Origin of the sequence: Massilia sp. MP_M2 (genome assembly GCF_039123635.1) — a bacterium.
Classification (GTDB): Bacteria; Pseudomonadota; Gammaproteobacteria; order Burkholderiales; family Burkholderiaceae_D; genus Telluria.
Genome location: NZ_JBCHJF010000003.1, coordinates 475858 through 496026 on the forward strand (window position 1 = coordinate 475858; position 20169 = coordinate 496026).

Annotated in this window: 12 protein-coding genes, 1 pseudogene and 1 riboswitch; of the genes and pseudogenes, 6 read left to right on the top strand and 7 right to left on the bottom strand. The window is 65.7% G+C overall.

What is annotated here, in order from left to right; all coding sequences use genetic code 11:
- Positions 1 to 219: 219 nt before the first annotated feature.
- Positions 220 to 1242 carry a MerR family transcriptional regulator gene (locus tag RCH14_RS09845; protein ID WP_343025941.1) on the top strand — a complete coding sequence of 341 codons (1023 nt, stop codon included), beginning with the start codon at positions 220 to 222 and terminating at the stop codon, positions 1240 to 1242.
- Between the two features lie 61 nt (positions 1243 to 1303).
- Here the strand turns inward: RCH14_RS09845 and uvrA are convergent, their stop codons facing one another.
- Positions 1304 to 4165, bottom strand: a complete 2862-nt coding sequence (gene uvrA, locus RCH14_RS09850) for an excinuclease ABC subunit UvrA (RefSeq protein ID WP_343025942.1) — start codon at positions 4163 to 4165, stop codon at positions 1304 to 1306.
- Positions 4166 to 4586: 421 nt separating this feature from the next.
- On the opposite strand from uvrA, the gene ssb reads away from it, so the two are divergent.
- The gene (gene ssb / locus RCH14_RS09855; RefSeq protein ID WP_343025943.1) at positions 4587 to 5108 is read left to right on the top strand and encodes a single-stranded DNA-binding protein; all 522 of its coding nucleotides are present in this window, start codon (positions 4587 to 4589) and stop codon (positions 5106 to 5108) included.
- A gap of 61 nt (positions 5109 to 5169) precedes the next feature.
- Here the strand turns inward: ssb and RCH14_RS09860 are convergent.
- From RCH14_RS09860 to kynU, 3 genes and pseudogenes are all read right to left on the bottom strand, one after another.
- Positions 5170 to 5301 (bottom strand): annotated as a pseudogene (locus RCH14_RS09860) (VOC family protein); the annotation flags it as partial.
- Between the two features lie 73 nt (positions 5302 to 5374).
- Positions 5375 to 6262 carry a tryptophan 2,3-dioxygenase gene (gene kynA, locus RCH14_RS09865; protein WP_343025944.1) on the bottom strand — a complete coding sequence of 296 codons (888 nt, stop codon included), beginning with the start codon at positions 6260 to 6262 and terminating at the stop codon, positions 5375 to 5377.
- A gap of 33 nt (positions 6263 to 6295) precedes the next feature.
- Positions 6296 to 7558 carry a kynureninase gene (gene kynU / locus RCH14_RS09870; RefSeq protein ID WP_343025945.1) on the bottom strand — a complete coding sequence of 421 codons (1263 nt, stop codon included), beginning with the start codon at positions 7556 to 7558 and terminating at the stop codon, positions 6296 to 6298.
- 171 nt (positions 7559 to 7729) lie between these two features.
- A riboswitch (cobalamin riboswitch) is annotated at positions 7730 to 7949 on the top strand.
- A gap of 177 nt (positions 7950 to 8126) precedes the next feature.
- Here kynU and RCH14_RS09875 point away from each other — a divergent pair.
- The 4 genes from RCH14_RS09875 to RCH14_RS09890 all read left to right on the top strand — a co-directional run bounded on the left by RCH14_RS09875 (position 8127) and on the right by RCH14_RS09890 (position 14830).
- Complete coding sequence (locus tag RCH14_RS09875) at positions 8127 to 12512, top strand: cobaltochelatase subunit CobN (RefSeq protein ID WP_343025946.1); 4386 nt, start codon at positions 8127 to 8129, stop codon at positions 12510 to 12512.
- On the top strand, positions 12509 to 12952 hold the full coding sequence (locus tag RCH14_RS09880) for a MotA/TolQ/ExbB proton channel family protein (protein WP_343025947.1): 444 nt from the start codon (positions 12509 to 12511) through the stop codon (positions 12950 to 12952). The genes RCH14_RS09875 and RCH14_RS09880 overlap by 4 nt, the downstream gene beginning before the upstream one ends.
- A complete protein-coding gene (locus RCH14_RS09885; protein ID WP_343025948.1) occupies positions 12949 to 13275 on the top strand; it encodes a DUF2149 domain-containing protein in 327 nt (108 codons plus the stop codon). Before RCH14_RS09880 ends, RCH14_RS09885 begins: the two co-directional genes overlap by 4 nt.
- 118 nt (positions 13276 to 13393) lie before the next feature.
- Complete coding sequence (locus tag RCH14_RS09890) at positions 13394 to 14830, top strand: PepSY domain-containing protein (RefSeq protein WP_343025949.1); 1437 nt, start codon at positions 13394 to 13396, stop codon at positions 14828 to 14830.
- A 183-nt stretch (positions 14831 to 15013) separates the two neighbouring features.
- On the opposite strand, the gene RCH14_RS09895 is transcribed toward RCH14_RS09890, so the two are convergent.
- Genes RCH14_RS09895 through RCH14_RS09905 form a run of 3 tightly spaced genes read right to left on the bottom strand, consistent with a single transcriptional unit; the run spans position 15014 to position 20164 of the window.
- Positions 15014 to 15781 (bottom strand): ThuA domain-containing protein, encoded by a 768-nt coding sequence (locus tag RCH14_RS09895; RefSeq protein WP_343025950.1) that lies wholly within the window; start codon positions 15779 to 15781, stop codon positions 15014 to 15016.
- A gap of 10 nt (positions 15782 to 15791) precedes the next feature.
- Complete coding sequence (locus RCH14_RS09900; RefSeq protein ID WP_343025951.1) at positions 15792 to 18827, bottom strand: glycosyl hydrolase family 28-related protein; 3036 nt, start codon at positions 18825 to 18827, stop codon at positions 15792 to 15794.
- 20 nt (positions 18828 to 18847) lie between these two features.
- On the bottom strand, positions 18848 to 20164 hold the full coding sequence (locus RCH14_RS09905) for a gluconate:H+ symporter (RefSeq protein WP_343025952.1): 1317 nt from the start codon (positions 20162 to 20164) through the stop codon (positions 18848 to 18850).
- Positions 20165 to 20169 lie beyond the last annotated feature (5 nt).

Consider the following 20169-nt stretch of genomic DNA (forward strand, 5'->3'; position numbering starts at 1 on the left):
TGCCGAATGATCTTTCGGCCAACCATCACCGGGTGGACGGGGAACCCGTCCATCCTACGACTGCCCTCTGTTGGCGTAGGGTGGACGGCTTGGCCGTCCACGCGGTGATCGTCGGCCTCGGCTATTTGCTGATGGCGTTGCTGTAATTCATTGTAGGCTTGACCCTGACGTGGCGTCAGGCTCCATCCTGTCTTGGCGCATGAAGAAAGGATGACGACGATGCTGCTGAAAATTGGCGAACTGGCAAAGCGCACGGGCTTGACGGTCCGTGCCTTGCACCACTACGACGCGATCGGGCTGCTATCGCCTTCCGCGCGTTCCGACGCCGGCTACCGGCTGTACAACGAAGCCGACATCGCCCGCCTGCACCGCATTCTGGCATTGCGCAGGTTCGGGCTGGCGCTGGCCGACATCGGAACCACCCTCACCAGAGCCGACCTGTCGCTTTCCACCGTCGTCGCACGCCAGATTGGCCTGCTAACCGAGCAGATCCAGCAGGCCAAAGCCTTGCGCAGCCGCCTGTCGCAACTGCAGGAGCAGCTGGCCGACGGACAGGAACCGGATCTGGCCGATTGGCTGACAACGCTGGAGCACATGACCATGTACGACAAGTATTTTTCGCAGGAAGAACTCACGCAATTACCGATTTATACCCAGGCTGATGATGTCGAGCCCGAGTGGCAGGCACTGGTAGCGCAGGTGCAGGCGCTGATGGATGCCGGCACCGATCCTGGCGATCCACGGGCGCAGGCCTTGTCGATGGCGTGGATGGCCAAAGTCCGGCGTGACACGGGTAACAATCCGATCCTGTTCGCCAAGCTGAACGCGATGCACGAACACGAGCCCAGCGTGCAGGAGCGTACCGGCATTTCATCGCAGATGATGACGTTCATCCTGGCTGCCTCGAAAGCGCACCAGTTGTCGATCTACCGGAACTACCTCGACGACGACGAATTCGCTTTCATGCGCGCCAACTTCGGCAAGCGCGATGCCGAGTGGCCGCCGCTGGTGGCAAAGGTACGCACGGCCATGGACGAAGGGCATGCGCCCGACTCTCCGCAGGCACGCGCGCTGGCGCTGGCGTGGTTCGATCTGTTCCGCTCGTTTGCCGGCGACCGGCCGGCAACCCAGCAAAAGATCCGGCAAGCCCTGCAGGACGAGCCGGCACTGCGGCAAGCGGGAATGGTCGATGAAAGCATGAGCGTGTTCATCAGCGCGGCAATGCAGGCCTTGCGCGCATAAAAAAACAGGGGCAGCGCCACTGGCGTTGCCCCTGCTTTATCGCGCTGCCTGAGGCGGCGTGTTATGCCTTCGCCGGTGCCTTCAACAACGGCTTCAGATACTTGCCGGTGGCGCTGCCCTTGTTCTTGGCCACGTCTTCCGGCGTGCCCGTTGCCACGATGACGCCGCCGCCGGCGCCGCCTTCCGGCCCCAGATCGACCACCCAATCCGCCGTCTTGATGACGTCGAGGTTGTGCTCGATGATCGCCAGCGTATTGCCCTGGTCGCGCAGGCGGTGGATCACCTTGAGCAGCAGGTCGATGTCGGCAAAGTGCAGGCCGGTCGTCGGTTCATCCAGGATATACAGCGTGCGGCCCGTGTCGCGCTTGGACAGTTCGAGCGACAGTTTTACACGCTGCGCCTCGCCGCCCGACAAGGTCGTCGCACTCTGCCCCAGCTTGATGTAGCCAAGGCCCACGTCCAGCAGCGTTTGCAGCTTGCGCGCAATCACCGGCACCGGCTTGAAGAACTCGTGCGCATCCTCGACGGTCAGTTCCAGCACCTCGGTGATGTTCTTGCCCTTGTAATTGACTTCCAGCGTTTCGCGGTTGTAGCGCTTGCCGTGGCAGACATCGCACGGCACATATACGTCCGGCAGGAAGTGCATCTCGACCTTGATCACGCCATCGCCCTGGCACGCTTCGCAGCGTCCGCCCTTGACGTTGAACGAGAAGCGGCCCGCGCTGTAACCGCGTTCCTTGGCCGTCGGCACCGTCGAGAACAGGTCGCGAATCGGCGTGAACAGGCCCGTGTAGGTCGCCGGGTTCGAGCGCGGCGTGCGCCCGATCGGCGCCTGGTCGACGGAGATCACCTTGTCGAAGTGTTCCAGGCCGTGGATCGACGTGTGCTCGGCCGGCTCGGTTTGCGAGCCGTACAGGTGACGCGACAGCGCCGGGTACAGCGTGTCGTTGATCAAGGTCGACTTGCCCGAACCCGAGACGCCCGAAATGCAGGTCATCAAGCCCACCGGCAGCGTCAAGGTCACATCCTTCAGGTTATTGCCCTTGGCGCCCGTGATCACCAGCTGGCGCGCCGGATCGGCCTTGGTGCGCGTTTTCGGCACCTCGATCCGGCGCCGGCCATCGAGGTACTGGGCCGTGACCGAATGCTCGTTCTTCATGATCTGCTCGAGCGTGCCTTCGGCGATGATCTGCCCGCCATGCACGCCCGCGCCCGGCCCCATGTCGACGATGTAGTCAGCAGTGCGGATCGCGTCTTCATCGTGCTCGACCACCAGCACGCTGTTGCCGATGTCGCGCAGGTGTTTCAGCGTCGCGATCAGGCGATCGTTGTCACGCTGGTGCAGGCCGATCGACGGCTCGTCGAGCACGTACATGACGCCCGTCAGGCCCGAGCCGATCTGCGACGCCAGGCGAATACGCTGCGCTTCGCCGCCGGACAAGGTGTCCGCGCTGCGGTCAAGCGACAGGTAATCCAGGCCGACGTTGTTCAGGAACTTGAGGCGCGAAATGATTTCCTTGATCACGCGCTCGGCGATGTCTTTCTTGGCACCGGTCAGTTCCAGCGTTTCGAAGAATTCGAGCGTGTCCCGAAGGGGCTTATCGGACACTTCATAGATCGCGCGCTGCTGTGCGCCCTGGCCGATTTTCACGAAGCGCGCTTCGGTGCGCAGGCGCGCACCTTCGCACGACGGGCACTTTTTTTCGTTGATGAACTTCGCCAGCTCTTCCTTGACGGCCATCGAATCGGTTTCGCGATAGCGGCGCTGCAGATTGTTGACGACGCCTTCGAACGTGTGCTCGCGAATCACCGTGCGGCCGCGCTCGTTCACATAGCTGAACGGGATCGTCGTCTTGCCCGAGCCGAACAGCACGGCTTCTTGCGATGCCGCCGGCAATTTGTCGAATGGTATGTCGAGGTCGAACTCGTAGTGCGACGCCAGATTCTGCAGCATCTGGAAATAGAACTGGTTGCGGCGATCCCAGCCCTTCACGGCGCCGGATGCCAGCGACAGGTGCGGGAAGGCCACGACCCGTTTCGGATCGAAGAATTCGATGTGGCCCAGGCCGTCGCATTCCTGGCAGGCGCCCATTGGGTTATTGAACGAGAACAGGCGCGGTTCCAGCTCTTGCAATGAGTAGCCGCAGACATTACAGGCGAACTTGTTCGAGAACACCGTCATGTTCTCGGTGTCCATTTCGTACGCGACCGCGCGGCCATCGGCCAGGCGCAGTGCAGTCTCGAAACTCTCGGCCAGACGCTGCTTGATGTCCGGATTGACCTTGATGCGGTCGATCACGACGTCGATCGTGTGCTTCTCGGTCTTCTTGAGCTTGGGCAGGTCGTCGATCTCGTAGATCTTGGCTGCGGCCACGCCGCTGGCGATACGGAAACGCACGAAGCCCTGGGCCTGCATCGACAGGAACAGGTCGCCATGCTCGCCCTTGCGGCCAGCCACGACCGGCGCCAGGATCATCAGCTTGGTGCCTTCCGGCATGGCCAGCACCGAGTCGACCATCTGCGACACGGTCTGCGCGGCCAGCGGATGGTGCGGGTGCTGCGGGCAATACGGCGTGCCGACGCGCGCGTACAGCAGGCGCAGGTAATCGTGGATTTCGGTAACGGTGCCGACGGTCGAGCGCGGATTGTGCGAGGTCGCCTTCTGCTCGATGGAAATGGCCGGGGACAGGCCCTCGATCAGGTCGACATCGGGCTTTTCCATCAGCTGCAGGAACTGGCGCGCATAGGCCGACAGCGACTCGACATAGCGGCGCTGGCCTTCGGCATACAGGGTGTCGAAAGCGAGCGAGGACTTGCCGGAGCCCGACAGACCGGTGATCACGATCAGCTTGTTGCGCGGCAGATCGAGATTGATATTCTTCAGATTGTGCGTGCGGGCACCACGAATGCGAATTTCTTCCATTAAGTTGGGCAGACTTTCTATTAGTTAAGGCGGGGCCGCGAACGCTTCAGACATGATCAGCGGGCCAATCAGGGAGAACCCGTAAGTGTAGCTGGTTTTTGTTACGGCTGTACATTTGTCCAGTGGTTGCGCCGTGCACAAGTGCGTGGCGAACGCGAAGTCTGGTGTATGTGGGTCGATCCGTGAGCGCTTCAATGACAAAGCGTTCAGATTCCTGAAATAATTCCCTTGCGGCGTTATGGACGAGGTCGGATTGACAACAAAATCGACAGGAGAATGCCCCATTGCGGCTGATGGGCCACAACAAATTATTGTGGCAAAAGTCGGCGCCGGCGTCATAATGGTGGGCTGTAACACCACGTTCCCTGACGCCTAGAAGCATGCAGAGTCAGGGCTGATCATACCCAGCAGGAGTAATCAAATGGCATCAGTTAACAAGGTCATCATCGTCGGCAACCTCGGCCGCGATCCGGAAGTGCGCTACATGCCGAGCGGCGACGCCATCGCGAACATCGCGGTCGCCACCTCGTACAAATCCAAAGACCGCAACACCGGCGAGCAAAAAGAGCTGACCGAGTGGCACCGTATTTCGTTCTTCGGCCGCCTGGCCGAGATCGTCGCGCAATACCTGAAAAAAGGCTCGTCGGTCTACGTCGAAGGCCGCCTGCAGACCCGCAAGTACACCGACAAGGACGGCATCGAGCGCTACGCAACCGACGTCATCGCTGAAAACATGCAGATGCTGGGCGGTCGCCAGGGCATGGGCGGCGACAGCGGCGGCATGGGCGGCGGTATGGGCGGTGGCGGCATGGACGACGACTACTCGGCGCCACAGCAGCCACGCCAACAAGCGCCACGCCAGGCGCCACCGGCACCGGCAGCACGTCCACAGCCGAAGCCGGCCCCGAACTTCTCGGATATGGATGACGACATTCCGTTCTAAGACTAAACGTTGTTGAAGCGATCAAAGCGCCGTGGGTCTGTGACTCACGGCGCTTTTTTGTGCGGTCGAGGTATTGAGCGACCGCACCGCGCGGCACCGCCGCGATAAAACCCACCGCCCCCGGCACCGGCAAGTGCGCCTTCGGCTCGCACTCGGCGCCGCGCTGGTGCAGCTTGATTCTCTCGTTGCCGAATGGTGCCGAAGGTTGTCGAAGGTTGTCGAAGGTTGTCGATTGTGAGGGCGATGCGCCCCTTGTGTGAAGGCGATTACAGCTCGGTGCGCAGTTCGAACAATTCCGGAAACAGCACGACATCGAGCATCTTGCGCAGATACCCCACGCCGTCCGTGCCGCCGGTGCCGGTTTTAAAACCGATCACGCGCTGCACCGTCGTCACATGCCGGAAGCGCCACAAGCGAAACGCCGTTTCGATATCGACGAGCTTCTCGCCCAATTCATACAGCGGCCAGTACTGGTCAGTGTCGCGATACACCACCATCCACGCCGCCTTCACCGACGGATCCGACCGCGTCGCCTGCTGCCACGGCCCGGTAACCCGCGCCGCATCCACCGCCAGCCCGCTGCGCGCCATCACCATGATCGCTTCGTCATACAGCGACGGTTTATCGAGCACGCACTGCAGCGTCGCATGCGCGTCAGGCTTGTGCTGATGCACCTGCAAATGCGTGACGTTCTTGTTCCCCAGGATGAATTCGATCTCGCGATACTGGTGCGACTGAAACCCCGACGACGCGCCCAGGTACGGGCGGATCGCCGTGTACTCGGGCGGCGTCATCGTCGCCAGCACATCCCATGCATGCACGAGCTGGTTCATGATCGCCGCCACGCGGGCCAGCATCTTCATCGCCGCCGGCAACTGGCCCAGCGCGATGTTGTCGCGCGCACCGTGCAGCTCGTGCAGCATCAGCTTCATCCACAGTTCGCTGGTCTGGTGCTGCACGATGAACAGCAGCTCGTTGTGCTCGGGCGACAGCGGATGCTGGGCATTGAGGATCGTGTCGAGCGACAGGTAGTCGCCGTAGCTCATGTCCTTGCTGAAATCGAGCTTGGCACCGTGGTAGCCGGGCTGCGCGACAGGGCAGCCACTCACATCGGCGTTGCTGGCGGACGAATCAGGGGTAACAGGGCAGGGCATCGTGTCCTCTCTTGAGAATCGATCGAGAATCGCTCACGTCACCGCGGTGCGCTTGGCATCGACCTGGTAGTCGCTGCGGTCCAGGATATCCTTGAGCACCATCACGGCCTGCCACACATCGTCATATCCCGTGTACAGCGGCGTGAAGCCAAAGCGCATGACCTGCGGCTCGCGGTAGTCGCCGATCACGCCGCGCGCGATCAGGGCCTGCATCACTGCGTAGCCGTGCGGATGCGTCACGCTCACCTGGCTGCCACGGTCCGCATGATTGCGCGGCGTGATCAGCTCCAGTGGATGCGCCGCGCATTCCTGTTCGAGCAACGCCAGGAACAGGTCCGACAGGGCGAGGGACTTCTTGCGCAGCGCCGCCATCGTCACGTCCTGGAACACGGCCAGCCCGCATTCGATCAGTGCCAGCGCCACCACCGGCTGCGTGCCGCACATCGCGCGCTTGATGCCGGCCACCGGTGCGAACGCCGGCTGCATCGCGAACGGCTGGCGGTGCGCCCACCAGCCGGTGAGCGGCTGCGTGAACTGCGCGTGGTGGCGCTGCGGCACCCAGATGAACGCGGGCGCTCCGGGCCCGCCGTTGAGAAATTTATAGGTGCAGCCCACCGCGAAGTCAGCCTGCGCGCCGTTCAGATCGACCTCCACTGCGCCGGCCGAATGGGCCAGGTCCCAGATCGCCAGCGCGCCGGCGGCGTGGATCTGCGCCGTGATCGTCTTCATGTCGAGCATGCGCCCGGTGCGGTAGTTGACGTGCGTGAGCATCACCACCGCCACCTGCGCGCCGGCGTCGCCTTCGAGGGCGGCTGGCAGGTCGGCCCAGCTGTCGAGCAGGCGCAGCTCGTAGCCGTGTTCGAGCCAGCCGATCAGGCCTTCGGCCATGTAGATATCGCTCGGGAAGTTGTCGCGCTCGGTGAGGATGATGCGGCGTGCGGCGTGCGCCGGCGCATCGGCCTGCATCTTGAGCGCCGCGGCCAGCGCCTTGAACAGGTTCACCGAGGTCGAATCGGTGACCACCACTTCATCGGTCGCGGCGCCAATCAGCGGCGCGATCAGGGTGCCCAGGCGCTGCGGCAAGTCGTACCAGCCGGCCGTGTTCCAGCTGCGGATCAGGTCATTGCCCCATTCGGCGGCGATCACGTCCTGCGCGCGTTGCAGGGCCGCGCGGGGACGGGCGCCCAGCGAATTGCCGTCGAGGTAAATCACGCCGTCCGGCAGCGCGAAGGCATTGCGCTGGGGCGCCAGCGGGTCGGCCGCGTCGAGGGCCAGGCAGTCTTGTTGTGTGATCATGTGAACCGTCGCGAAGGATGAGTTGGTGCCGGCCATGCCGGACGATACCGCCATTCTAGGCCAGACGCCGATGATGCCATGCTAAAGATCGATGCAGCGCCGCTGGCTGCTCCCAAATGACCTGCATGGCCAAAGAATGCGGTGACAGTGGCGCACCCGGGCTGTAGAATCGCGCCCAATCAAGTGAATGGTGCCGTCCTGCTCGTCTGCAGGAAGGTGAAACGGGAAGCCGGTGACGTGTGCGAATCCATCGCACGCCAGTCCGGCGCAGCCCCCGCTGCTGTATGCCTGACGACCCTCGTCGAACGCCACTGTGCCCCGTGCACGGGAAGGCAGGACCCGGGAAGGATGACGGCAAGCCAGAAGACCGGCCAATCACGATGCATTGCGTACGTCCCGGGGTGTGGGCGTGCCTGTTGGTAGTTCGTCGTTCCTTCTATGTTGCCAATGCGTTCGCGCAGGCGTGCGCACGTACGCGTGCACATGGCCTGTCGCGTCCAGCGTGGAAGGAAGACGTCTGCCCGTTGTCATGCGCGCCCTGGCGCGCAGCTGAAAGGTCAACGTTCACATGAACACTGCTTCGCTTGCCCGCGCCTGTACTGCGCTGGCGCTTTTGCTCGCGTTCCTGCTTGCCTGCGCCCACAGCCACGCCGCCACCCTGTTCGCCGTGGTCACCGAGCGCGCCGCGCCGGGCGCGATCGAGGCCGCCCACCGCCACCTGGCCAGCCATCCGCGCGACCGGATTCAGTTACGCACACCTGCCCAGTTGATGGCCGCCAGTGAACGCGAGATAGGCCAGTGGATCGCGCGCGCCGACACGGTGCTGGCGGTGTCGCTGTTCGGCGATCCGGCGCGCCGCATGAAGGATGCGCTGGCGCGCCACGCAAAGCCAGGCACCGCGGTGCTGGCGTTCAATGGCGAAGCAAGCCTGAACCTGATGACGCGCGCGGCGCACGGCAGCCTGGCCGGCTTCGCGCCCGAGCTGCTGCGCGAACTGGCAACCGAAGCGCCGGCGTCCGCCGCGCTGCAGGCGGCAGAGGCCAATCCCGCCGCGCGCCAATGGCTGGCGGCGCGGCGCGTGTGGCAAGCGGGCGGCGTGGACAACACGACGGCCCTCATCGCCCACCTGCTGCATCCGTCGACAGCGCTGGGCGCCCCGCTGCTAGAACCGACGCTGCGCCTGCGCGTCGGCCAGAACGAGCTGCAGGACGCCGCCGCCTGGGGCAACGCCGCAAAGCTTGGTCTGAAGGACCGCCCGACCGTCGTCGTGCTCGACCTGGCAAACATGGATGGCATGGTGCCGGCCGCCCTGTGCCGCCGCATCGAAGAACAAGGGCAGGCCTGCGTGCAGCTGCTCACGCGCTGGGGCGGCGCGTCGCGCGAAGCGCTGGTGCGCCTGCCCGAGCTGATCGCGCCGGCCAGGCCGGCGGCGCTGGTGGTGCTGCAGGACTTTGTCGTCGGCGCCGCCGAAGGGCGCGAAGTCGTCAGCGAAGCCTTCAAACGCCTCGATATCCCCGTGTTCAAGGCGATCCGCCTGTCGGACCGCACCGCCATCGGGTGGCAGCTTTCGCCCGACGGCTTGCCGCCCGATTCGGTCCAGTACCGCGTCGCGCTGCCCGAATTGCAGGGCATCGGCCAGCCGATGGTGGTGGCGGCGCTGGGCCAGTCACAGCGCGACCGCCTGACCGGCATCGAGAACCGCCCGCCGGTGCTGCTGCCGGCCGAAGTCGATCGTATGACGGCGCGCGTGAGCCGCTGGCTGGCGCTGCGTGCCAAGCGCAATGCCGACAAGCGCATCGCGATGGTCTATTACAACCACCCGCCGGGCCGCCAGAACATCGGCGCCGACAACCTGAACGTACCGGCGTCGCTGTTCGACATGCTGCATGCGCTCAAGGCGGCCGGCTACACGGTTGGCGATCTGCCGGCCACGCCCGAAGCACTGCTCGACATGATCATGGCGCATGGCGTGAATTTGCCCGAAGATCGCGCTGCGCTGCGCGAGATGAGCGCCACCGTCAATAGCGTCAGTGCGGCTGACTACGCGCGCTGGTTCGCAACGCTTGCACCGCGCGTGCAGGGCGAAATGAAGGACGGCATGCTGGGCCGCCTGCATGCCGATGTGCTGGTCGCCGAAGCGCAGGGCGAGCGCGCGCCGGGCCGCAAACAGGCCGAGACGATCATCAAGGAACTGCTGCACCTGGTCGAAGGTGTCGACCATCCGCAGCGCGTGCAGGCCACGCGCGACCTGCATGCGCTCGAAGACGGCTACCGCGCCTGTCTCGATGACAGTAAACCCAGTCCGTGCAAGGCGCTCGCGCCGCTGTATCGGCGCCTGATCGGCTACGGCATCGAAGGCATGCGCGGTTGGGGGCCGGCGCCGGGCAAGGTGATGGTCGACAGCGGCAAGCTGCTGGTGCCGGGCCTCACGTTCGGCAATGTGTTCATCGGTCCGCAGCCGCCGCGCGGCTGGGAAGTCGATGAAGAACTGCTGCACGCGAATACCAGCATCACGCCGCCGCACCAGTACCTGGCCTTCTACCACTGGATCCGCGACCGCTTCAAGGCCGACGCCCTCGTGCACGTGGGGCGCCACTCGACCTTTGAATTCCTGCCCGGTAAAGCGGTGGGTCTGTCGAGCGACGACTATCCCAGCCTGATCGCGGGTGACCTGCCGGGCATCTACCCATACATCGTCGACGGCGTGGGCGAAGGCACGCAGGCCAAGCGCCGAGGGCTGGCGATCATCGTCGACCACCTGACGCCCCCGCTGGCGACGACACCGCTGTACGACGAGCTGCTGTCGCTGCGCCAGATCGTCGAGAGTTTCGAAGCTGCGTCGTCCGAGTCGCTCAAGACGCAGGCCGCGCAACTGATGCGCGAGCGCGTCGTGGCGCTGAACCTGCGCGCCGAACTCGAAGCATCGATGTCCGACGTGCTCGAAGTGAGGGGCATCGGCTTCGACGCCGCCGATGACGATTTACTGGCGCACGAGATTGGCCACTACCTGACCAAGCTGCAAGAGAAATTCATGCCGTTCGGCCTGCACGTGTTTGGCCGGCCGTGGGACCAGAAGTCGCTCGACCTGATGCTCGAGTCGATGACCAAGAGCGGCATCGACGATCCGTCCATCGCCGACAAGCTGCGCGACTCGCCGCGGCGCGAGATGGTCGGCCTGCTGGCGGGCCTGGATGGCCGCTACATCGAGCCGGGCAAGGGCAACGACCCGCTGCGCTCACCAGAGGCGCTGCCGACGGGCCGTAACTTCCACGCGGTCGATGGCGACATCCTGCCGACGCGCCTGGGTTTCGGGCTGGCGCAGAAGATGGCGGCCAAGGCGATGGCGCGCAGCAGGGGCGACGCTGCGCGGGAGCAGGGTAGTGAAGGCATCATCCTGTGGGCGTCGGATGCCGTGCGTGATGAGGGCGTGATGGTCGGCTTCGCACTGGCCATGATGGGCGCGGAGCCGGTCTGGAATGCGCGCGGCATCGTCACTGACGTGCGCCTGGTGCCGGGCGCCGTGCGGCGCGACGCGCTGGTGACCACGTCTGGCCTCTTTCGCGACCTGTACCCGAACCTGATCCGCCTGATCGACCGCGCCGGTCGGCTGGCGCTGGCGGCGTCCGCTGAAACGATGGCGCGGCAAGATCCAGCCCTGCGCGAAGCCTTGCAAGCCGCGCTGGCGCCGCTCCAGGGCGCCGCCTGGGGTAGTGAGGCCGTGAAGGACAACCGGGTCGCGCGCGAATGGCTGGTGCGCCAGCGCGCGCTGGTCGCGGGCGGCGCATCGACCATCGAAGCGGGGCAGGGCGCCGCGCTGCGCGTGTTCGGCGATGCGCCGGGCGCGTACGGCACCGGCGTGAACCGCCTGACCGAACGCTCGGGCGCCTGGCGCGAGCGCGAGGAAATCGGCCGCGCCTACCGCAACCGCATGGGCCACGCGTATGGCCTGGATGCCGATGGCGACGCCCAGCACCGCGCCTTCGATGTGGCGCTGGACGGCATCCACCGTACCTACCACGGCCGCGCCAGTAATCTGTACGGCCTGCTCGACAACAACGACGCCTTCGACTATCTGGGCGGCCTGTCGCTGGCCATCGAGACGCGCACCGGCCGCGTGCCGGACGCATTGATCCTGCAGCACGGGCGGCCGGGCCAGGCCGACGTCGAGCCGCTGGCCACTGCGCTGCTGGGCGAATTGCGCGGGCGCTTCCTGAATCCCGCGTGGCTGCGCCCGTTGATGGACAACGGCTACTCGGGCGCACGCACGATGGGGCAGGAATTCATCGAGAACCTGTGGGGCTGGCAGGTCACGCGCCCGGACCTGGTGAAGAACTGGGCCTGGGACGAAGTCAAGGCCGTCTACTTCGACGATGCGCACAAGCTCGGCCTGCCGGCATTTCTGGGCCAGCGCCACAACGCGCACGTCAAGGCGCACATGCTGGCCGTGTTCATGGTGGCGGCCGAAAAAGGCTTCTGGAAGACCGATCCGGAAACGATCCGCACGATGGGCGGCGAGCTGGCGCGCCTGGTCGCCGCCAACGGCTTGCCGGGCAGTGGCCACACGTCGCCCGATCACCCGATGTGGGGCTGGCTGGCACCGCAACTCGATCGGGGCGACGCGCAGCAGCTTGGTGTGACGCTGGCAAAGGCGCGCGGCGAGATGCTGCCGGTGCTTGCGGTCCCGGTGCCGGCCGGCGCGCCGGCCGCGGCGGCATCACCGGCCGCGGCGCCGCCACGCGCCGACGCGCAGCAGGGGCAGGCGCCTTCCGCGCCCGCACCGGCGGCACCGCCAGCCATGCGCGTGTATGAACTCAACCAACCACCCGAACCCGCGCCGCTCCCTGGCCTGCGCATCGTGCAGGTCCTGGTCATCCTCGCGGCCTGCTTCGCCCTGTTTGCGCTCGGTCTGTGGCGCGGCCGCAGCATCCCCCAACCTGTAAGGAGTACTCCATGATCGATCACTTGTCCTATGCCTGGCTGCACGACGCCGTCAGCTGGCTGCTCACGCCTTCGCTGGTGGCGCTGCTGGCCGGCTGCGCCATTGCGCTGGTCGAATCGGGCATCGCCGTCGGGGAGCGCTTTCATGGGCTGGCCCGGCTGCGCGCATCCGGCAACGTCGAGCACGTGCAGAAGCTGGCCCGTCACCGTCTGGAGCGCGCCGACCTGCTGGCGCGCATCCCGCCGATGCTGGGTTTGATGGCCACGATCATTCCGCTCGGGCCTGGCCTGGCCGCGCTGGGTGAAGGCGATCCGGCCAAGCTGGCGAGCGCCGTGACGGTCGCTTTCGATGCGACCGTGCTGGGCCTCGTTGCCGGCATTGCCGGCCTGGTGATCGGCAAGCTGCGTCGCCGCTGGTACGAAGAGACGCTCGACGCGATGGAGGCACTGGCATGAGCGCCCCGGCACGTGGCCGCCTGCGCCTGTATCGCCATCTCGACGCACGCTTCGATCAGAGCGACGAAGACCCGCGCGCGAGCCTGGTCAACCTGGTCGACGTGATGCTGGTCTTTGCCTGCGGCCTGATCGCGGCAATCGCCGGCTCGCAAGGCGCCATCAAACCGCCGCAACCCGTCGAGAAAGGCCGCCAGATCGAGCGCCCCGCCAGCGGCGTGACGCAAGACGGCAGCGGTTACGACCGCGTCGGCGAAGTCTATCGCGATCCCAAGACCGGCAAGCTGGTGCTGATCGAGCCCACGGAAACCCCGGCAAAAAAATAGAGCAAATGATGAAAATAACCTTGTTGCGCGCGCTACCGGCCATCATCGGCCTGCAGTGTGCTACTGGCGAGCGGCATGCCGGGCGGACGCTCCACTGGCGTTATTGAGCGGGATTGCGATGGCTTCGATGAAGCGCCAGCTGTACCTGTGGCATCGCTGGCTGGGGATCGGCATCGGCCTGCTGGTCCTGCTGTGGTTTGGCTCGGGCATCGTGATGATGTATGTCCCGTATCCCGAATTGACCGAGGCGGAGCGCCGCACGTGGCTTGCGCCGCTCGTTCCGGCGCGTGTGCAGGTGAGCGCGGATGCGGCGTGGCGCGAGACGGCGTTGAAGGGCATGCCCGATGCGGTGCGCCTGAACACGGTCGCGGGCCGCCCGGCCTGGCATTTTGGCCATGACGGCACCTGGAACTCGGTGTGGGCTGACAACGGCGCAGTGCTCGTGGTCGACGAGCAGGTAGCGTCGAGCAGTGCGCGCAGCGCGGCGCCGCATGCGCGCGCGCTGTCGTTCGAAGCCATTGATGTGGACCAGTGGACGTTCGGCGCGGTGCGCGTGCACCAGCCGCTGCTGCGCATCACGGCCGACGATGATGCCGGCAGCGTGGTGTACGTCTCGAGCCGCACCGGCGAACTGGTGCGCGACACGACGCGCAGCGAGCGCGCCTGGAACTGGGTCGGCGCCGTCGTCCACTGGGTCTACGTCACGCCGCTGCGCAAGCACAACGAAGCATGGCGCCTGGCCGTGATGTCGACGTCGGGCGTGGCTCTGCTGCTGGCCGTGACCGGCATGGTGCTGGGCGCCCAACGACTGCGCGTGCAGCGCCGTTACGCGGGCGGGCGCATGTCGCCGTACAAAGGCTGGCAGGGCTGGCACCACTGGCTGGGCCTGAGCGGCGGTGTGCTCGTCATCACTTGGCTGTTCAGCGGCTGGCTGTCGGTCGGCCCGTTCGGCTTTCCCTCCGACCCCGGAGCGACCGCGCAGGATCGCCTTGCATTCGCGGGCGGGGCGCTGACCAGCGATGACCTGGCAATCGATGCGGCCGCCTTGCTGCGGGTGCATCCCGGCGCGCTCGAACTGGAATGGCGCCGCGTGGGCGGCACGCTGTACCTGAGCGCCCTGGGCCGCACCGAACGCACGCTGCTGCGCGCGCAGGATGGCGCCGTGTCCAGCTTGTTGCCGCAAGCGCTGCTGCTGCGCAGCGCGCAGGCCATCCGGCCCGGGGTGGCGATGACGACGACGATGCTCCTTGACGCCGACGACTATTACTATGGCCACCATCGCGAAGCCGCCTTCCCCGTGCTGCGTGCGCGCTTCCACCTGCCGGATGCACCGGTCTTTTATATCGATGCGGTGCATGGTCGCGTGGCAGGTTTCGTCGACCGGGACAGCCGTTGGAACCGCTGGCTGTTCAGCGGCATGCACCAGATGGATTTTGCGTTGTTGCGCCGCTGGCCGGTGCGGGATGTGGCCGTGTTTGCCCTGTGCACGCTGGGCGCCGCGCTGACGTCGACGGGACTGGTGTTGGGGTGGAAGCGATTGCGAAAGCGTACGTGAGCGGCATGATCGTGCACGTGTCCGACGTTCGTTGTTGCGCCGCCAAACGAGATTGGTTTGAACGCGTGGACGGCGTAGCCGTCCACCCTACGCGGACGATACGATGTAGCGTGGACGGGTTTCCCGTCCACGCGTCCAACGGTTGTTACTGTGCCACGAGTGGCGATTGGTTTGCACGCCCGATCAGCGCTTCTGCCCCAACCCCGTCGCGCTCCAGTAAATCCCGCCCAGCAGATGGTTCAGGTACTGCGGATCGCGGTACATCTCGCCGTTGTGGCCCAGCGTGGTGACGAACACGCGGCCCTGTTCGTGCCGGTGGTGCCAGGCGATCGGGTGATCCTTGCCCATGCCCTTGACGGTTTGTCCCGGCCAGATCTTCGTCGTGTCGTAGCTCGACTCGTCCACGCTCAACACCGTGTCGATCTTCACCTGATAGGGATTGGTCGTGACGTAGAATTCGTCGCTCCAGATCCAGCGCGCGGGCAGGCCGAAGGTGGCCGGGAAGTTCTGGTCGACGACCGTGACCACGCCCGTCTGCAGCTTCGGGTGCGGCCCCACCGAGCGGCCCACCATCTTTTCGTACCAGACCCAGTCGTTCGGCGGCGTGATCGCGGCGCGGTGCACGACGATCGCGTTGCCCCCGCCGCGCATGTACGCCTCGAACTTCGCGCGCTGCGCCGCGTTCAGCTCTTCGCCCGGCGTGTTCAGGAACATCACGGCCGCATATTGCGTCAGGTCGCCCTCGAACACCTGCGGCTTGTTGGTGTAGGTGAGTTCGAACGCGTGCAGCCTGGCCATGCGTTCCAGGCTGTCGCGCGCGATCGGGATGTACTCGTAGTGGTATTTGCCTGGCATGGCCAGCACCAGCAGCTTGAACTGGTCCTCGGCCATGCCGTCCGCTGCCGCTGCCAGCAGCAGCGCTGCGCCCAGCACCCTGGTGATGCGTTTCATATTGCCGTCCTCAGTTGATCTGCGCTGCGTACAGCGCGTGGTGGGTCAGGATGAAGAGTGTCCGTTTGTTTGCGCCGCCAAACAGCAGTTGCAGCGGCCGCTCCGGCACGTCGATGCGCCCCTTCTGCTTGCCGTCCTTGCCATAGATGAAGACCTGGCCGTTGGCCACATACACGTCGCCATTGGGCGCCACCGCCGCGCCTTCGCCGCCGCGATTGGCCACGAGCTTCAGATCAGTGATCCCGCCGCCAGCGCCCACCACGCCGCTGAAGGTGCGGTTTTCCGAGCCGTTGGTAAACACGACGCGCCCACCCACCGGGGCCGTGACGAAACCGTGCGTCTGCAGCGAATCGGCCCAGCGCCAGCCCAGGTGGTCGGCCGCGCCCTGGCGCAGCACGCGGTAGGCCGGCAGCGCCAGGCTGCCGTCGGGCGAGACGTACTGGTTCGCTTTCGGGAGCGCCACGTCGCGGGCGAATAGTTCGGCCAGTGTCGTGAACTCGTAGCTATCGGGATTGAGCTGGTCCTTGAATTCGCCGTTTTGCCAGAAGTTGACGGGCACCGCGATGCGCCCACCGTTGCGGGCTGTTACCGGCGTGGGCTGGATCATCGTCATGTCCAGGCCGGGCTTGCGCGGATCGAACGCATACACGCTCGCCTGCGGGCCGTAGGACGACAGCACCATCAGGTTGCCGCTGTTGTCGATCGCCAGGTTGACCGGATCGAGCGGCGCGTCGCGCACCACGACCAGGCCTTCATCCTTGGTCCAGCTGAAGATGCGCTTCCAGTGACGGTCGATGAAGTACAGCTTGCCCTCTGCATCCACGGCGCCGCCCGCGATCGAATAGAAGCCGCCTTCGAGCCTGGCCACCTTGCCCAGCGGCGCGGGGGCCTTGCGCTGCGCGCCACTGTAGTCGAATACGGCGAACTCGCGCTCGCGCACATCGAGCTTGTTGGTCACGTCGCGGATCGCGTTCTCGTAGGCGAATTTACTGGCGCGCAGATAGGTGGCGCAGCCGGCGTCGTCGCAGGTGGCAAAGCCGCTCTCGCCGTTCACGTGCACGTTACGAAACCGGATGTCGCTGGAATTGGTGATCAGGATCGCGGCCGGCATCGGCTTGTACGAACGCGTCACGCGGTAGCCGTGGTAGTTCGCGAACAGGATGTTCTTCGAGTTGCGGATCTCGACCGATACCGCGTCAGCCCCGTCGCGCACTTCCTCCTCGGTCTGCGGCGCCAAAAATTCCCAGTTCTGCACCTTGTCCAGCACGATCTCGGCGCGGATGTGGTGCTCGGCCGAGAGCTCGTAGACCTTGCCCGGCGTGGTGGTATTGGTGACGTAGAAGCCGGCCTGCGCATAGCCGCTGGGCGACCAGATGCCCGAGAACGTGCCGCCGCCGCCATCGGTCACCCAGACGCTCGGATACTGGCGGTCCCAATGTGCGGTGGTGTCGAACCTGGCGTCCTTCTTGTACGGGTCGGCGCGGCTGCCGTCGTACAGGCGCGTGCCGTGGCCGCCCTGGATACGCACGTCGTCCACCAGCGATTGCTCACCTGCGCGCCACAGCAGCGCCACGGCGCGGTTGTTGACTTCACCGGTGGCCAGGCCCAGGCCCGAGACGATGCCGTCGCCGCCACGTGCGCTCTCTAACAGCGCCTTCGGGCTGCCGATACCCTGGTACTGCGGCGAGCCATTCGGAATCACCAGTTGCGTCAAGCCCGGATGCAGCGCGATGAGCACCGTGTCCGGCTTCATGCGGATCGTGTCGTTGACGACGTAGAAGCCCAGCGGCAGGTACACCGTGCGGCGGCTGTCGATGGCTTTCTGGAGCGCCGCCGTATCGTCGGTGCTGCCGTCGCCCTTCGCACCGTACTCCAGGACATTGGCCCAGTCGTTCGATGCCGGCAGGGCGCGCAGCGCGCGCGTTGGTGCCCCATTGGCCGGCAGCGCCGCCGTCTTGTAGTTGGTCGAGAACTGGCCCGGCTCGCCCATCTGCCTGATGAACAGGCCGTAGTTGGACTCTTTCACCAAGTAGTCGCGGCCCTTGCCGGCCAGCGCCCGGCCGCTGTCGCGAAAGCGCACGAACGTCGGCACATTGCGCGCGCTGGCGTTTTCCATGCCGACCTGCGTGTACACATTGTTCTCGTTACTGACGATGAGCGCGGCGCGGCTGACGTTCTCGAAGCGCACGTCCTTGCCCCACAACCAGTCGCCATAACCGCGGTTGATCTCGACCCCCACCGGCGTATTGCGGATGTCGACATTGACCAGCGTGAGACTGGCTTCATGCTCGCGGATCGCCGCGTCCCGCTGGCCATCGAAGGTCGAATCGAGCAGCGTGAATTGCCATGCCGGCGAGGTCTTTTCGCTCAGGATGCCGTAGCGGCCACCGTGAAAGCGCAGGTTGTAGGCCACGTTGCCCACTTGATAAACGCCCGCCAGGCCCGAGCCGATATGGAAATCGATGTGGCTCAGGTTCGAGTGCTGCGCCGTGTGCATGCGCACGGCGGCGGCGGCCGGGTTGCCGTCCTTGATCTCGAAGTCGACGTTCGACAGCGCCGAATAGAAAGTCGATGAATTGGCGTTGCGCACCGCCTTGCCGTCTTCAACGCTGAACGGCACGGCGCTCGGCACCGGCATCGGCACCTTGCCCACGCTGTACTGGTCGCCGCCGGTGAAGATCACCATGTTCGCCACGCCCTTCTGAAAGCCCGGCGTATTTGCCGCCAGCACGAACACCGGGCGCGTCGGCCCCACGCCATAGACGCGTACCGCCAGTGGAATCAGGATCGAGCGCGTGACGCGGTAGCGCCCCGACGGCAGGAACACCACGCCGCCCTGGCCCCCGTTGGCCGCACTGTCGATGGCCGCCTGCAGCGCGGCGCTGTCGTCGGTGACGCCGTCGCCGGTGGCGCGCACGACGATCGCGCGCGGGTCGACCGGCATGGCGGGATAGGCTGACAGCGACGCGGCGCCGGCGGAGACACTGGCCGCCAGCAGCAGCAAGAAGGCCAGTGCGCGGGGAAGAGCGAACATCCTTGTCATCATGGTGGTTTCCTTGAAACGGATCACAGCGATAAAAGTTGGGACAGCAGCAGGACGAACAACAGGCCGAACACACCGACGAGCGTTTCCATCAGCGTCCAGGAGCGGAACGTGTCTTGCAGCGACAGGCCAAAATATTCCTTGAACATCCAGAAGCCGGAGTCGTTGACGTGGCTGCACATCAGGCTTCCGGCGCCGATGGCCAGCACCATCAGGTTCGGGTCGACGCCCGAACTCTGGACGAGCGGGGCGACGATGCCGCCGGCCGTGACGCCCGCAACGGTGGCCGAGCCCAGGCAGATGCGGATCACGGTCGCCACCAGCCAGCCCAGCACCAGCGGAGACACCGGCAAGCCCGAGAGCAGCGCGCCCAGATCGGCGCTCACCCCCGATTCGACCAGCACCTGCTTGAGCGCGCCCGCGCCGGCGATGATCAGGAGGATCGGCGCGATCTCGCGCATCGCCTCGGCCGGGCCCTGCATCACGGTGACGAACGAGCGCCCCTGCGCCAGGCCGAGCGAGACGATCGCCACCGCATACGAGACGAGCATCACGACCAGCGGATTGGCAAAGAACGCCAGCACGCCACCCAGGTCAGGCCGCACCATCGTCAACAGCGTGGTCGCGCCCAGCAGCAGCACCGGCAGCAGCGCGGTGGCGAAGCTGTTGAACGCGCCGGGCAGCTGCGCAGCCGGCGCCTGCTGGCTCTCCTGGAAGATGGCGGCCGGCTTGGCCTGGATGCGCGTGAGCGTCACGGCGAACACCGGCCCTGCGATGATCAGGGTGGGCACCGCCACCAGGATCCCGTACAGCAGCGTGGTGCCCATGTCGGCGTGGATCGCGGCCACCAGCGCCACCGGCGCCGGGTGCGGCGGCAGGAAGCCGTGCGCGATCGACAGGCCCGCCAGCAGCGGGATCGCCAGCGCCACGGCGGGGCGTCCCGAGCTGTAGACGAGCGAGAAGATCAGCGGCACCAGCAGCACGAAGCCGACGTTGTAATACAGCGGGATGCCGACCACGAAGCCGGTGATCGTCAATGCGATCGGCAGGCGGCGCGGCCCCAGCGCATCGACCAGGCAGGTGGCGATGCGGCGCGCTGCGCCGCTGTCGGCGATCAGTTTGCCGAACACGGCGCCCAGGCAGATGATCACGACCAGAGAGCCGAGCAGGTCGCCGATGCCCTTTTCGATGGCGCCGGGGATGCGCGCCAGCGGCACCCCCAGCAGCAGCGCCGCCAGCAGCGACGCCGCCACGAAGGCCAGCAGGGGCTGGACCTTGCCCCATGCGATCAACAGCGTGAGCAGGCCCACCGCCAGCAGCACGGAGACGATATCGAGCATGCCGC

What these genes read in the sequence shown, in the direction of transcription:
- RCH14_RS09885 (WP_343025948.1), top strand. Translation starts at nt 12,949, where the DNA reads ATGAGCGCCCCGGCACGTGGCCGCCTGCGCCTGTATCGCCATCTCGAC.
- RCH14_RS09875 (WP_343025946.1), top strand. Translation starts at nt 8,127, where the DNA reads ATGAACACTGCTTCGCTTGCCCGCGCCTGTACTGCGCTGGCGCTTTTG.
- RCH14_RS09890 (WP_343025949.1), top strand. Translation starts at nt 13,394, where the DNA reads ATGGCTTCGATGAAGCGCCAGCTGTACCTGTGGCATCGCTGGCTGGGG.
- RCH14_RS09895 (WP_343025950.1), bottom strand. Translation starts at nt 15,781, where the DNA reads ATGAAACGCATCACCAGGGTGCTGGGCGCAGCGCTGCTGCTGGCAGCG.
- RCH14_RS09900 (WP_343025951.1), bottom strand. Translation starts at nt 18,827, where the DNA reads ATGATGACAAGGATGTTCGCTCTTCCCCGCGCACTGGCCTTCTTGCTG.
- uvrA (WP_343025942.1), bottom strand. Translation starts at nt 4,165, where the DNA reads ATGGAAGAAATTCGCATTCGTGGTGCCCGCACGCACAATCTGAAGAAT.
- kynA (WP_343025944.1), bottom strand. Translation starts at nt 6,262, where the DNA reads ATGCCCTGCCCTGTTACCCCTGATTCGTCCGCCAGCAACGCCGATGTG.
- RCH14_RS09845 (WP_343025941.1), top strand. Translation starts at nt 220, where the DNA reads ATGCTGCTGAAAATTGGCGAACTGGCAAAGCGCACGGGCTTGACGGTC.
- ssb (WP_343025943.1), top strand. Translation starts at nt 4,587, where the DNA reads ATGGCATCAGTTAACAAGGTCATCATCGTCGGCAACCTCGGCCGCGAT.
- RCH14_RS09880 (WP_343025947.1), top strand. Translation starts at nt 12,509, where the DNA reads ATGATCGATCACTTGTCCTATGCCTGGCTGCACGACGCCGTCAGCTGG.
- RCH14_RS09905 (WP_343025952.1), bottom strand. Translation starts at nt 20,164, where the DNA reads ATGCTCGATATCGTCTCCGTGCTGCTGGCGGTGGGCCTGCTCACGCTG.
- kynU (WP_343025945.1), bottom strand. Translation starts at nt 7,558, where the DNA reads ATGATCACACAACAAGACTGCCTGGCCCTCGACGCGGCCGACCCGCTG.